The organism is Bacteroides sp. 90-K9/2 (assembly GCF_047310725.1).
Lineage (GTDB): Bacteria > Bacteroidota > Bacteroidia > Bacteroidales > Bacteroidaceae > Bacteroides > Bacteroides vicugnae.
Genome location: NZ_JBCGVL010000014.1, coordinates 1 through 13925 on the forward strand (window position 1 = coordinate 1; position 13925 = coordinate 13925).

The 13925-nt window shown below is 42.9% G+C and carries 11 protein-coding genes; 9 read left to right on the top strand and 2 right to left on the bottom strand.

Annotated features, from left to right (window positions below; genetic code table 11):
* Positions 1-532 precede the first annotated feature (532 nt).
* From AAHJ11_RS20795 to AAHJ11_RS20825, 7 genes are all read left to right on the top strand, one after another.
* Positions 533-2611 (top strand): BT4734/BF3469 family protein, encoded by a 2079-nt coding sequence (locus AAHJ11_RS20795; RefSeq protein WP_320974343.1) that lies wholly within the window; start codon positions 533-535, stop codon positions 2609-2611.
* 78 nt (positions 2612-2689) lie between these two features.
* A complete protein-coding gene (locus AAHJ11_RS20800; RefSeq protein ID WP_320974344.1) occupies positions 2690-3823 on the top strand; it encodes an ATPase in 1134 nt (377 codons plus the stop codon).
* A gap of 125 nt (positions 3824-3948) precedes the next feature.
* Entirely contained in the window at positions 3949-5784 is a 1836-nt protein-coding gene (locus AAHJ11_RS20805) for an ABC transporter ATP-binding protein (protein WP_148364182.1), read from the top strand.
* 14 nt (positions 5785-5798) lie between these two features.
* On the top strand, positions 5799-6602 hold the full coding sequence (locus tag AAHJ11_RS20810; RefSeq protein WP_217722642.1) for a polysaccharide deacetylase family protein: 804 nt from the start codon (positions 5799-5801) through the stop codon (positions 6600-6602).
* The gene (locus tag AAHJ11_RS20815; RefSeq protein WP_148364180.1) at positions 6599-7555 is read left to right on the top strand and encodes a glycosyltransferase family 2 protein; all 957 of its coding nucleotides are present in this window, start codon (positions 6599-6601) and stop codon (positions 7553-7555) included. Before AAHJ11_RS20810 ends, AAHJ11_RS20815 begins: the two co-directional genes overlap by 4 nt.
* A complete protein-coding gene (locus tag AAHJ11_RS20820; protein ID WP_148364179.1) occupies positions 7539-7958 on the top strand; it encodes a GtrA family protein in 420 nt (139 codons plus the stop codon). The genes AAHJ11_RS20815 and AAHJ11_RS20820 overlap by 17 nt, the downstream gene beginning before the upstream one ends.
* A gap of 46 nt (positions 7959-8004) precedes the next feature.
* The gene (locus tag AAHJ11_RS20825) at positions 8005-9984 is read left to right on the top strand and encodes an LTA synthase family protein (RefSeq protein ID WP_320974345.1); all 1980 of its coding nucleotides are present in this window, start codon (positions 8005-8007) and stop codon (positions 9982-9984) included.
* On the opposite strand, the gene AAHJ11_RS20830 is transcribed toward AAHJ11_RS20825, so the two are convergent.
* Together AAHJ11_RS20830 and AAHJ11_RS20835 are read right to left on the bottom strand one after the other, a co-directional pair.
* Positions 9971-11746 carry an ArnT family glycosyltransferase gene (locus AAHJ11_RS20830; protein ID WP_148364177.1) on the bottom strand — a complete coding sequence of 592 codons (1776 nt, stop codon included), beginning with the start codon at positions 11744-11746 and terminating at the stop codon, positions 9971-9973. The two genes, AAHJ11_RS20825 and AAHJ11_RS20830, sit on opposite strands and share 14 nt — an antisense overlap.
* Positions 11747-11775: 29 nt before the next feature.
* The gene (locus AAHJ11_RS20835; protein WP_148364176.1) at positions 11776-12411 is read right to left on the bottom strand and encodes a viroplasmin family protein; all 636 of its coding nucleotides are present in this window, start codon (positions 12409-12411) and stop codon (positions 11776-11778) included.
* Between the two features lie 140 nt (positions 12412-12551).
* Here AAHJ11_RS20835 and AAHJ11_RS20840 point away from each other — a divergent pair, with 140 nt between their 5' ends.
* Together AAHJ11_RS20840 and AAHJ11_RS20845 are read left to right on the top strand one after the other, a co-directional pair.
* Complete coding sequence (locus tag AAHJ11_RS20840) at positions 12552-13154, top strand: nitroreductase family protein (RefSeq protein ID WP_148364260.1); 603 nt, start codon at positions 12552-12554, stop codon at positions 13152-13154.
* Positions 13155-13269: 115 nt separating this feature from the next.
* The gene (locus tag AAHJ11_RS20845) at positions 13270-13797 is read left to right on the top strand and encodes a shikimate kinase (RefSeq protein WP_320974346.1); all 528 of its coding nucleotides are present in this window, start codon (positions 13270-13272) and stop codon (positions 13795-13797) included.
* Positions 13798-13925 lie beyond the last annotated feature (128 nt).

Consider the following 13925-nt stretch of genomic DNA (forward strand, 5'->3'; position numbering starts at 1 on the left):
AGGCTAAAAGCTGGGTGGGATGAAAAATATTTATCAAAACTTTTACAGGATAATGATTTTTAATGCGTCTGCCCTGTGTAGTGAACAGGCCTGTGCACTGTAGTGGAACGATTGGTATGCTCTTTCAAAGATACGACATTATTAGGTGAAAAACAAGTAATTAACTAGTTGTTTGCATGAAAGAAATAGCTAGATGTTTTGTAAGATAAGCTTGGTGGATAAATAGGAGAATAGCTGTAACTGACTATGAGAAATACCCTGAAATAGTATGAGAAATAGCGTTTTTTTGAAGAAAATCGATGAGGGCAGTATGAGAAATGCCTATTTTAAAAACGTTTCTCATAATGTACTTCTTTGATTATATGTGCTTTATCTTAAATCTATGAGAATATGAGAAATGAAATTGAAAAATCTTTTCTAGTAGAGAGGTGTAGTAAGTATTTCCGGAAAAGTTGTTTGTATGTAATATTTACAGTATCTTTGTATCATAATAATCGCCCTACAAACACATGCAGGACAAATAAATGAAGTAATGAGAATAACACTGGTAAGAGACGATGGCAAGGTGAACACTATGCGTACGTTAAGAATTGAACAGCTCGTGGAGCAAATGAAAGTGGAAACCAAAGCACAGCCTGTCTCAAAAATGAGAGAAGTCCTGTCTTTTATGCTTCCGGGTGATAAAAATGACTATGTACAGAATGTACCGAAGTTGATACCCGCAGCCGCCTTTTTTCGCAAAGGTGGTATCACGACGATGAGTGAATACAACGGAATTGTGATGATTCAGGTCAACAACTTGTCCGGGCACATGGAGGCGGATGAAGTGAAAGAACGGGTAAAGGAACTTCCGCAGACTTACTTAGCTTTCACCGGTTCTTCCGGAAAGTCTGTGAAAGTATGGGTACGTTTTACTTATCCCAATGATCTTCTGCCGACAACTAGTGAGGAAGCAGAGCTTTTTCATGCGCATGCCTATCGGTTGGCAGTGAAATATTATCAGCCACAACTCCCTTATGATATTGAACTGAAAGTGCCTTCGTTGGAGCAATATTGTCGTTTAACTTTTGACCCGAACTTGTATTTTAATCCCAATGCAATGCCTATTTATATGAAGCAGCCTGCGGCTATGCCGGGTGAGGTGACTTATCGCGAACGGGTGCAAACGGAAACTTCGCCGTTGCAACGGCTTGCGCCGGGATATGAAAAATGTAATGCGCTTTCTGTACTTTTCGAAGCTGCTTTTGCACGTGCGCTGGATGAAGAGACTGATTATCAATCGGAAGGAGACAAACAATCGCTTTTGATTAACCTTGCGGGACATTGTTTCCGTGCCGGTATTCCTGAAGAAGATACAGTACGATGGTCTCGTGCCCATTATCGCTTGCCGAAGGACGATACATTGGTTCGGGAAACCGTACGAAATGTATACCGCACTTGTGAGGGATTTGCGAGTAAGAGTAGTCTCTTGCCGGAACAATTATTTGTCATGCAGATGGACGAGTTTATGAAACGGCGTTATGATTTTCGTTTCAACCAACTGACATCACAAGTGGAATGTCGCGAACGGAATAGCTTTAATTTTTATTTTCGTCCGGTGGATAAACGGTTGATGGCAAGCATTACAATGAATGCACAATATGAGGGACTTAAACTTTGGGATAAAGATGTCGTGCGTTACCTGAATTCGGATCATGTGCCGCTCTATCAGCCAGTCGAAGAATTTCTTTATGACCTTCCTCGCTGGAACGGCAAAGATTATATTGGTAATCTTGCCAAACGGGTTCCTTGTGATCATCCTTATTGGACTCAATTGTTTCGTCGCTGGTTTCTTAGTATGGTTGCACACTGGCGTGGGATGGGTAAGAATCACGCGAACAGTACTTCGCCAATATTAATCGGTCCGCAAGCCTATCGTAAATCTACATTTTGCCGATTGATCTTGCCCCCGTGTTTGCAGGCGTATTATACGGACAGTATTGATTTCAGCCGGAAACGGGATGCCGAACTGTATTTGAATCGTTTTCTATTGATTAATATGGATGAGTTTGATCAGATTGGCATCAATCAGCAGTCTTTTCTCAAGCATATTCTGCAAAAGCCTGTTGTCAATACGCGACGTCCGAATGCTTCGGCAGTGGAGGAGCTTCGCCGGTACGCTTCTTTTATAGGTACGAGTAATCATAAAGATTTGCTGACGGATACTTCCGGCAGTCGTCGTTTTATCGGTGTCGAGGTGACGGGAGTGATTGATGTGGTCCACCCTATTGATTATGAACAATTGTATGCGCAGGCAATGGCACTGCTGCGTAGTAATGAACGCTACTGGTTTGATGAGAAGGAAGAGGCTATCATGACGGAAGCTAATCGGGAATTTGAACAGTCTCCGGTGATTGAACAATTGTTTCAGGTATATTACCGGGCAGCGGAAGAGGAAGAAGAGGGAGAGTGGTTGCTTGCTGCAGATATCCTTCAGCGGATACAAAAAGCAAGTAAAATGAAATTTTCTTCCGGGCAAGTTAATTATTTCGGGCGTATCTTGCAGAGATTGGGAGTAAAGTCGTTCAGGAAAACGCGCGGGGTTTATTATCATGTGGTGCCTGTTGAGTAAGGATGATGATGAAATAATGTATAGTAGATAGCTTTTATTATTTTATAATAATTATCTTTGCGTAATAACGTGAGATGTATGAAGACTATGATAAGGAATCCTTTTATAACAAGCGGATATGTCTCTGCTGATTATTTTTGCGATCGCCGTTTTGAGAGCGAACAGTTGGTGCGCGAGGTGATGAATGGGAATAATTTGGCTCTTGTCTCTACCCGGCGAATGGGAAAGACAGGGCTGATCCGTCATTGCTTTCAGTTTCCTGAAATTAAACAGGGTTACTATACCTTTTTTATTGATATATATGATAGCCGTTCATTGCGTGATTTGGTCTTTGCACTTAGTAAGGAGATTCTGGAAGTGCTGAAACCTGTGGGGAAGAAAGCTTTGCAGAGCTTTTGGGAATGTGTGAAATCTTTGCAAGCCAGTATCTCTTTTGATGTGAATGGTATGCCTTCTTTGAATTTGGGGCTAGGGGATATACAAGCTCCGGCTACTACACTCGATGAAATCTTTCGGTATTTGGAACAGGCGGATAAGCCTTGTCTGGTTGCAATTGATGAATTCCAGCAGATTTCCGGATATGTAGAGAAAAATGTGGAAGCTACTCTTCGGACCTATGTGCAACATTGTAATAATGCACGTTTCATTTTTGCAGGGAGTCAGCGGCATGTGATGGGAAATATGTTTTTAACGCCTTCCCGGCCTTTTTATCAAAGTGTATCAATGATGCATTTGGAAAGTATTCCTTTAGAAGAATATATTCGTTTTGCAGGTACTCATTTCAAGCGTGCGGGCAAAGAAATAGAAGAAAACGCTATTATTTCGATTTATCAACAGTTTGAGGGAATCACATGGTATATACAAAAAGTGTTGAATACGCTTTATGACATGACTCCGGAACAGGGAGTCTGTAGCGTTGAAATGGTACCAGGCGCTATTCGGCAGATTATTGATTCATTCAGATATACTTATTCGGAGATTCTTTTTCGTTTGCCGGAAAAACAAAAGGAGTTGCTGATTGCTATCACTAAAGAGGGAAAGGCTAAAGCTGTCACTTCCGGTGCTTTCATTAGAAAATACAGACTGGCTTCTGCTAGTTCAGTCCAAGCAGCACTAAAAGGGTTACTGGAAAAGGATTTCGTGACTCAGGAAATGGGAATCTGTCAGATATATGATCGTTTTTTGGGAATTTGGCTGAAAGAGAGTTATTAAGTCATTTTTCATTTATTGAAGTGAAGAACGCTTTTCGATAAATCGCGTTAATAATTAGCTGAAACTGCTGTCTGTTAATCAGTTTTATTGTATCTTTGCGGTCTTAACTTTTTTAATGGTAAATAATGAAGGAATTTCTACAACTAATGCGACGTTTTGTGTCGCCTTATAAGAAGTATATCGGCTGGGCTGTTTTGCTGAATATTTTGTCTGCTGTATTCAATGTATTCTCATTTACTTTTTTGATTCCTATCTTGAGTATTCTGTTTAAAACAGAAGGAGCGGATAAAGTGTACCATTTTATGGAATGGGGTAGTGGAGATTTAGCGGATGTTGCCAAGAATAACTTCTATTATTACATATCTCAGATGATCGTGGATAATGGTCCCACTATGGCTCTTATATTCTTGGGACTGTTCCTGATGGTAATGACATTGTTTAAAACTGGTTGTTACTTTGCTTCTTCAGCCGTGATGATTCCATTGCGTACAGGAGTGGTACGTGATATTCGTATTATGGTGTATGCTAAGGTTATGCGTCTGCCGATGTCTTTCTTTTCGGAAGAAAGAAAGGGAGATATTATAGCTCGTATGAGTGGTGATGTGGGGGAAGTGGAAAATTCCATCACTAGCTCATTGGATATGTTGATGAAAAGTCCAATTCTGATTATTATATATTTTGTGACATTGGTTACGGTTAGTTGGCAGTTGACACTCTTTACTATCGTTGTATTGCCGGGAATGGGTTGGCTGATGGGAGTAGTCGGAAGAAAACTGAAACGCCAGTCATTGGAGGCGCAGTCGAAATGGAGTGATACGATGTCGCAATTGGAAGAAACACTGGGAGGCTTGCGCATCATCAAGGCTTTTATTGCGGAAGATAAAATGATTAACCGCTTCACCAAATGTAGCAACGAGCTCCGGGATGCGACAAACAAGGTTGCCATACGTCAGGCTATGGCTCATCCGATGAGTGAGTTTTTAGGAACAATCCTGATTGTAGCCGTATTGTGGTTTGGAGGTACATTGATTTTGGGACAGAATGCAAGCATCGATGCTCCTACATTCATCTTCTATATGGTTATCTTATATAGTGTAATCAATCCGTTGAAAGATTTTGCAAAAGCTGGATACAACATTCCGAAAGGTTTGGCTTCCATGGAACGTGTTGATAAAATCCTGAAGGCAGAGAATAAGATTAAGGAAATTCCGAATCCGAAACCGTTGAAAGGTTTGTTTGATAAAATAGAATTTAAAGATATCTCTTTCAGCTATGATGGTAAGAGAGAGGTGCTGAAACATGTAAACCTGACAGTTCCTAAAGGGAAGACGATTGCACTGGTTGGACAATCGGGATCCGGTAAATCCACATTAGTCGATTTGTTGCCGCGTTATCACGATGTGCAGGAGGGTGATATTACCATTGACGGAACAAGTATTCGTGATGTACGTATTGCAGATTTGCGCAGTTTGATTGGTAATGTAAACCAGGAGGCTATTCTGTTTAATGATACATTCTTCAATAACATTGCTTTTGGTGTGGAGAATGCGACAATGGAACAAGTTGTAGAAGCGGCAAAGATAGCCAATGCGCATGATTTCATCATGGAGAAACCGGAAGGATATAATATGAATATCGGTGACCGTGGTGGAAAATTGTCCGGTGGCCAGCGCCAGCGTATCAGTATCGCGCGTGCTATTCTGAAGAATCCTCCGATTCTGATTCTTGATGAGGCTACTTCTGCTTTGGATACCGAATCAGAACGTCTTGTGCAGGAAGCGTTGGAACGTTTGATGAAAACACGTACGACGATTGCTATTGCCCACCGTCTTTCTACAATTAAGAATGCAGATGAAATCTGTGTGCTGTATGAGGGTGAGATTGTGGAACGTGGTAAGCATGAAGAACTCATTGAGTTAAACGGTTACTATAAACGTCTGCATGATATGCAGCAGTTGTAATTCTTGATATTGCAATGATATTATTAAGTTTTGATACGGAAGAATTTGATGTACCTCGTGAGCATGGTGTAGACTTTCCGCTGGATGAAGCAATGAAAGTGTCAGTCTATGGTACGAACCGGATACTGGACTGCCTGAAAAACAACGGGGTGAAAGCTACTTTCTTTTGTACAAGCAATTTTGCAGAAAATGCGCCGGAAGTGATGCGGCGCATTATGGACGAGGGACATGAAGTTGCTGCGCACGGATGTGACCATTGGCGGCCACAGGCTTCGGATGTCAGTCGTTCAAAAGAAATTCTGGAACGCCTTACCGGCAGGACGATACAAGGCTATCGCCAGCCGCGTATGTTCCCCGTATCAGATACGGAACTTGAACGGATGGGGTATGTATATAACTCCTCATTGAATCCCGCATTTATCCCCGGAAGATATATGCATTTGTCGGAGCCGCGTACCTGCTTTATGACGGGTAAGTTACTTCAAATCCCGGCTTCTGTAACTCCGTGGATTCGCTTCCCGCTATTTTGGTTGTCTTGTCATAATCTGCCGATGTGGCTGTATCAACTCTTGGTAAACCGGGTATTGAAGCATGACGGATATTTTGTGACTTATTTCCACCCGTGGGAATTCTACCCGTTGGGTGAACATCCTGAATTTAAGATGCCTTTTATTATCCGCAATCATTCCGGTAAGGGAATGGAGGAACGTCTGGATAGGCTGATCCGCAAACTGAAAGAAAAAGGATATGCTTTTATGACTTACTCGGAATTTGCACAGATAAAACTGGCTGAACTGAATAAACCGGACGAAAAATGATAAAATTGGCTATTGTATCCCCCTGCTATAATGAGGAGGAAGTGTTGGAAGATTCGGCCGCCCGTTTGACAGCCTTGTTTGATGAACTGGTGGCGAAAGAGAAGATCAGTGCCGACAGCTTTGTGCTCTTTGTAAATGATGGCAGTAAAGATCGTACATGGAGCATCATTAAGAAACTGCACGGGACGAATCCTTATATAAAAGGAATGAATCTGGCACGGAACGTAGGACATCAGTATGCAATCATGGCGGGTATGATGACCGCTAAAGACTGGAGTGATGCCGTTATTACCATGGATGCCGATTTGCAGGATGATCTGAATGCGATTGAGGAGATGATCGATGCCTATACGGAAGGATATGATGTAGTATATGGGGTGAAAGTATCCCGTCAGGCAGACCCGATGCTGAAACGTCTTTCCGCAACTGCTTTTTATAAACTACAGCACCGGATGGGAGTAGAGACTATCTACAATCATGCGGATTTTCGTTTTCTAAGCCGGAGAGTGCTGGAACAGTTGTCTCATTATCAGGAACGCAATGTCTATCTGCGTGGTATTATCCCGTTGCTCGGCTTCCCTTCTACTACGGTAGATGATGTGATCCGGGAACGGACAGCCGGAACTTCCAAATATACAGTGAGAAAGATGTTCAGTCTGGCTTTGGACGGGATAACCTCTTTCTCGGTAAAGCCTATTTACGGAATTGTTTATCTGGGAGGTATCTTTGTTTTTATCAGTATTTTGATTGGAATCTATGTTCTTTACGCATTGATTTCGGGTACTGCGGAACATGGCTGGGCTTCTTTGATGTTATCAATCTGGTTTGTAGGCGGAGTTGTTTTATTATCCATAGGAGCTGTCGGACTGTATATTGGCAAGATTTATAAAGAGGTAAAACGTCGTCCGCTCTATAACGTGGAAGAAGTGTTGTACGATGATCAGAATAAGTAAGGCTATACTTGAGAAGCACCCGGATTGGCGGGATAAGTTCTGGCAGTTTGTTCGTTTTGGAGTTGTCGGCACTATATCTTCGGCCATTCATTACGGCGTATATTGCCTGGTCTTGTTGGTTGCGAATGCCAATATCTCCTTTACGGCCGGTTATGCTGTGGGATTTGTCTGCAACTACTTCCTGACAACTTTCTTTACCTTTCGTTCCAAGCCATCCTCGCATAATGCGATTGGCTTTGGTTTTAGTCATCTGATTAATTACCTGCTTGAGATCGGTTTGCTGAATCTCTTCCTTTGGATAGGCGCGGGTGAACTGCTTGCACCGATACTGGTAATGATTATCGTGGTGCCTGTCAATTTCCTGATTCTTCATTTCGTTTATATCTATAAAGGGAGGAAATAACACTATTCAACCCCTTTTATTTAATTCATAAAAAGAAAAGGCTATTATGAAACGTTTTCTAAATCTTGTTGTATATATACTTGCCATACATGTTTCGGCTTTGCTGGTCGCAGGACTGTTTCGCCTGGTACTTTTCATCTCATCTTATCATCAGTTGACCTCTGAAGCCTTGTCGGATAAGACACTTTCGATACTTGCTTTTGTGCATGGTGTCTGGTTTGACAATGTGATAGGCTGTTACATACTTCTGTTGCCTCTGGTAGTTGCAGTGGTGTGTGGAGTTTGCAACTATTATGGGAAAGCGTTGTTCCGTTTCTTTACGATCTTTTTCAGTGTCTTTTATGGATTGGTTTATTTAATCAGTGCGTCAGACATTCCTTATTTTGCCTATTTCTTTAAACATATCAATTCTTCCATATTCGAATGGTTCGGTTATGCGGGAACTACCGCCGGAATGATATTGGGTGAAAGTGCCTATTATCTGTCCATCGGATTATTTCTTCTCCTTCTGGGCGGATTCGTAGCTTGGCTTATCTATCTGGCGCGTTATTTCCATCATCGTAGCCTTACCATTTCCGCTCCGTTTCCTTATTGGAAGCGAGGAGGGGCGGTTCTGATCGGAGCCTGTTTAATCGGACTCTGCATCTTTGGAATCCGGGGACGTACAGGGTATAATCCGATCAAAGTGAGTGCGGCATATTTCTGTCAGGACGCTTTTCTCAATCAACTGGGAGTAAGCCCTACCTTTAATCTGCTGACAAGCGTGATGGATGATATGCGGCCTGAAAATAAATACTTGCATCTGATGGATGAACAGGAAGCAATCACTAAGGCGCAGGCTCTGCTCAACCGGCCGGGGGAAGCGAATGTGTCACCGCTGGCTGTTTATAGGCATCCTTCGATGACGGATAGCGTACAACGGCACCGTCCTAATGTTGTATTGATTATGATGGAGTCTATGTCCTGCAAGTTTATGAAGCATTTCGGGCAATCGGAGACCTTGACTCCTTTCCTGGATAGCCTGTATACCCGTTCTATCAGTTTCCGCAATTTCTATTCCGCAGGAATCCATACGAACCACGGTTTGTATGCTACCTTGTATTCTTTTCCCGCTATGATGAAACGGAACCTGATGAAAGGCTCTGTCATTCCCCGCTATTCGGGACTGCCTACCGTATTGAAAGAAAACGGCTATTACAACCTTTTCTTTATGACGCATGAAGGGCAGTATGATAATATGAACGCTTTCTTCCGGACAAACGGCTATGATGAAGTGTTCTCACAAGAAAACTATCCGGCTGATAAGGTGGTGAATAGCTTTGGAGTGCAGGATGATTTCTTGTATGACTACGCAATTCCGGTATTGAATCAGCGGGCTGCTACCGGACAACCGTTTTTTGCTACGTTACTGTCCATCAGTAATCATCCGCCGTATGTGATACCTCCTTTCTTCCATCCGAAAACAAGTGAACCGGAGACGCAGATCGTTGAGTATGCGGATTGGGCTTTGCGCCAGTTCTTTGAAGAGGCGCGTAAACAACCCTGGTTTGATAATACGATATTCGTATTGGAAGGGGATCATGGCAAACTGGTGGGAGACGCCGAATGTGAATTGCCGGAGTCTTATAACCATATTCCGCTGATGATTTACTCCAGCCGTATTCAGCCGGAAGAGAAAACTACATTTGGCGGTCAGGTAGATATACAGCCAACGATATTAGGGTTGTTGAATATTGATTATTTACAGAATAATTTTGGGGTAGACTTGTTGAAGGAAGAACGTCCCTGTATGTTCTATACTGCTGACAATATGGTGGTGGGACGCAATGATACGTTACTCTATCTTTATAATTACGAGACTCAGCAGGAACTTACTTATCATATAGGTAACGGCAAATTGAATGCTGTTCCGATGGATGATAGCTTTTTGCCTTTGAAAGAATATAGTTTTTCCATGCTCCAATCGGCGGAGTTCCTTGTGAAGCATGGAAAAACGCTTAATTCTATACCTTTCACTCAACAATAGGAGTAGTCGTTTCGGTATTTTCAGGCTGTTGTTTTTTAACGAACTTGTATACCTTGGCTATTTGCCGGAGTACTCGTTTGGGAGATTCATACACCTGCTCAAACTGATACCCTTCTTTCTCGAATTCGGGAAGATATTTCTCTGCATCATTCGTGCCGATTAACAAGAAACCTTCCGAAGGACGTTTCCGGTAGAAGTTGTCGAGACGGTTGCGCAGATAGAAGTTGAGTTCGAAGTAATGTACGGGGTCACCTGCTGCATGCAGACTTTCTTCAATGAACTCATACATAGTCCCTTCGTTTTCCGGCGCAACCTTTTCTATTTCTGCAGCGATGAATTTCACCGATTTCGAATTTAATGCCGCCGGTTGGTAAGCACCGTCCAGTGCAAGGTATAATCCCATTGTTAGCACAACGAGGGCATACAGGAAGCGGTTGCTTAATGCATTTTTCCGTTGATAGAACCACCAGTAGATACCGAGAATGGTAGGAATGGCAATCAGTATCAAGGCTCTTGCTCCGTTGATATTCTGTATGGCACGCATGAAATTAATGTTGTCTTGTGCGTGGCGACCGTGGAAAATCGTTTCGGGGATGAGTCCGCATTTTAATACGATGAAGCAGGTGAACAGTAACAGGCTGATTACTGCAAGAATACTTCCGTATACCTTGATGACTTTGGATTGCTTCTTAACCAGATAGAATAGATATTTGGCAAGGAAATAAGCAATGAAAGGATAGATCGGCATCAGATATACACTACGTTTGCTCTGCGGGATACAGTAGAAGACGAAGATTACGACGATGCTGGTGAAAGAGAATAAATCCACCGGGTCCATATTCTTTATCCATGTGGTGAAACGTTTCCACCACGCGGCAGGTTGGATGCTGAATTTATGGTAAGTCAGGCTGAACAGGGAGAGCACGACTAACAGTGTCCAGGGAACGTATCCGGCAAACAAGGTCACAAAATTATAATGCCAGGGGTTCACACATGAATCATAACTCATGGTATTGGTCATACGACCGAGATTTTCTTCCATAACCAATGCCAGAAATTCTTCTCCGCCTTGTTGGTAAGCAGCGACATACCAACAGAAAGGCAGGATGAGTGAAAGAATGGCCCAGGCGGAAAGTAACAGGAATGCTTTGAAGAAGTTGACACCCCGGAGTAATAAAAAGATGCCTACAACCAAACATGGAATGATAGTACCTACCGGCCCTTTAGTCAGTGTGCCGCAACTCATCAGGAGAATGGCCAGCCAGGGAATACCTTTAAGCCCCTTCTCATACCATTTGTAGAGACAATAAAGAGCGCCAACGGTGAGAGCTGTCAATACCATGTCTACCCGGCAGTTTGCTCCGGCCCGATGCAGTTCAAAATTAGTCAGGGTAATAAAGGCGGCTAACAGCGCCAGTTCCACTCCTTTTCTTTTGGCAAAGAACAGAAAGCCGCAGAGAGTCATGGCAATCAAGGCGATGGCAGACGGCAAGCGGGAGGTCATTTCTGTGACTTGCCCTCCGTTTACTGCTGCCGAGACAGCAGCAATGCTCCAGTGGAAGAAAGGCGGTTTGTAAGCCATTTCTCCTCCGTTGTTTCTGGGTAAAATCCAGTTTCCGCTATCCAGCATGGAGTAGGAGACGATAGATTCGCGAGGCTCCCCTTTGGTGTGGTACTCCGATAAACCGAGGAAAGGCAGGATGGTAACTACGCAAATGACTAGTAACAGCCAGAAAGCTTTGCTTGAAGTCAATGTTTTCATCTTTTTCTTATATTGAAATTTATGTTCTTTTATTTTCTGCCGAAGTCGGCCGGAATCTCTCCCCATTCTTTGGTTTCCCATTTCAGGATACGAGTAGTATACGTGTTTCCTTGCAACCATTTCTCCGCCCGTTCAATTAGTAGAAACAGTTCTTCTGTTTCCGGAGTCCGGGGAAGTTTGGTCTTGCACTTTTTCTGTCGCACCCAGCTGATGGCATTCACGCTGTCGCTGTAAATGGGCATATCGAAACCTTTCTTCTTCAACAAAGCCAAGCCGTGTACGATGGCTAGAAACTCACCGATATTATTTGTTCCCTTCATCGGGCCGAAATGAAAAATCTCCTGACGGCTGGCAATGTGTACGCCGCGATATTCCATCGGTCCCGGATTACCGCTACAGGCCGCATCGACAGCCAGGCTATTGTCGATCACACAAGAAGGTAAAGTATCTGAAGAAGGTTTGGGACCTCCTGATTTAGCCTTTGCGTTCTTGCCGATATAAGCATAGGGAGACATTGTCAACGCGCGTTCCGCTTCTTCGCGCGTGTCAAATGATTTGTATTTGGCAGCTTCATATCCTTTGATTTGAAGTTGGCAGTCTGTCCAGGAAGTATAAACTCCGGGTGTGACACCTTCCCATACTACATAAAATTTCTGTTTAGCCATTTTTTCCGACGATAATTTTAGATAGTCAATGAATTGACGCTGCGAAGGTACAAATATATTCTCTAACTGAACAAGTTAGGGGGGCTACTTGTTATAAAAAAAAGAGAGTTTTAAGAATATAAAATAAGAAAGGAACCATGATGGAAAGATCTTTTAGTGAAGCTTTGAAACAACGTCGAACTTACTATTCAATTACTAATCAGTCACCTATATCCGATCAGGAGATCGAATGTATCGTTAATATGACTGTGCGCCACGTGCCGTCGGCATTTAATTCGCAATCTACCCGTGTGGTACTTCTATTGGGAGAATCGCATCAGAAATTGTGGCAGATCGTGAAGGATGCATTGAAGAAGATTGTGCCGGCCGAAGCGTTTGTCAAGACAGAAGAGAAGATAGATCATTCGTTTGCCTGTGGTTATGGCACTGTGTTGTTTTTTGAGGATCAGAAGGTTGTGAAAGGGCTTCAGGAGGCTTTCCCGTCTTATCAGGAGAATTTCCCGGGATGGTCATTGCAGACTTCTGCCATGCACCAGTTAGCTATCTGGGTAATGCTTGAAGATGTAGGTTTCGGAGCATCGCTACAACACTATAACCCGTTGATTGATGAAGAAGTGCGCCGTGCATGGGATTTGCCGGAACATTGGCATCTGATTGCGGAAATGCCGTTCGGACTTCCTGTCGGCAAACCGGGTGAAAAAGAATTCCAGCCGCTTGAAGAACGGGTGAGAATCTTTAAATAAATCGGAAATAAAGAAGGAATAATGAAGAATTGGATGACATAATGGCTAAAATTCTTTATTCTTCATTCTTCATTCTTCATTAAATGATTAATTTTGTGAGCAAAATTAATCATTTATGGTTCGTATCTTCCTTACCGGCTATATGGGTGCCGGAAAAACGACGTTGGGTAAGGCTTTTGCCCGACATATGGATATACCGTTCATTGATCTGGACTGGTATATTGAAGAGCGTTTTCACAAAACCGTTGGAGAATTATTCATTGAACGAGGCGAAACAGGATTCAGAGAGCTGGAGAGAAATATGCTCCATGAAGTAGCCGAGTTTGAGAATGTGGTAATCTCGACGGGAGGTGGAGCGCCTTGTTTTTATGATAATATGGAGTTTATGAACCGGACCGGAAAGACGGTTTTTCTCGATGTGCATCCGGATGTGCTTTTCAGGCGTTTGCGTGTGGCTAAGCAGCAACGTCCTATTCTTCAAGGGAAAGAGGATGAAGAACTGAAAGCGTTTATTATTCAGGCACTGGAGAAGCGGGCTCCTTTTTATCACCAGGCTCAATATATCTTTAATGCAGACGAATTGGAAGACCGTTGGCAGATTGAAACATCGGTGCAACGGTTACGACAACTTTTGGAATTATAAAATAGGCACGGATTACACGGATTTCACGGTTCCTCTAAATATCTGTATGATAGAGTAACAGTGCAGTCCGCGTAATCCGTGCCTAAATAGTATATCAGTCTTATCTTTTTTAAGACTCTTGTTTGTGC

Coding starts and splice junctions, on each gene's coding strand:
- AAHJ11_RS20795 (WP_320974343.1), top strand. CDS start 533: ATGAGAATAACACTGGTAAGAGACGATGGCAAGGTGAACACTATGCGT.
- AAHJ11_RS20800 (WP_320974344.1), top strand. CDS start 2,690: ATGAAGACTATGATAAGGAATCCTTTTATAACAAGCGGATATGTCTCT.
- AAHJ11_RS20805 (WP_148364182.1), top strand. CDS start 3,949: ATGAAGGAATTTCTACAACTAATGCGACGTTTTGTGTCGCCTTATAAG.
- AAHJ11_RS20810 (WP_217722642.1), top strand. CDS start 5,799: ATGATATTATTAAGTTTTGATACGGAAGAATTTGATGTACCTCGTGAG.
- AAHJ11_RS20815 (WP_148364180.1), top strand. CDS start 6,599: ATGATAAAATTGGCTATTGTATCCCCCTGCTATAATGAGGAGGAAGTG.
- AAHJ11_RS20820 (WP_148364179.1), top strand. CDS start 7,539: ATGATCAGAATAAGTAAGGCTATACTTGAGAAGCACCCGGATTGGCGG.
- AAHJ11_RS20825 (WP_320974345.1), top strand. CDS start 8,005: ATGAAACGTTTTCTAAATCTTGTTGTATATATACTTGCCATACATGTT.
- AAHJ11_RS20830 (WP_148364177.1), bottom strand. CDS start 11,746: ATGAAAACATTGACTTCAAGCAAAGCTTTCTGGCTGTTACTAGTCATT.
- AAHJ11_RS20835 (WP_148364176.1), bottom strand. CDS start 12,411: ATGGCTAAACAGAAATTTTATGTAGTATGGGAAGGTGTCACACCCGGA.
- AAHJ11_RS20840 (WP_148364260.1), top strand. CDS start 12,552: ATGGAAAGATCTTTTAGTGAAGCTTTGAAACAACGTCGAACTTACTAT.
- AAHJ11_RS20845 (WP_320974346.1), top strand. CDS start 13,270: ATGGTTCGTATCTTCCTTACCGGCTATATGGGTGCCGGAAAAACGACG.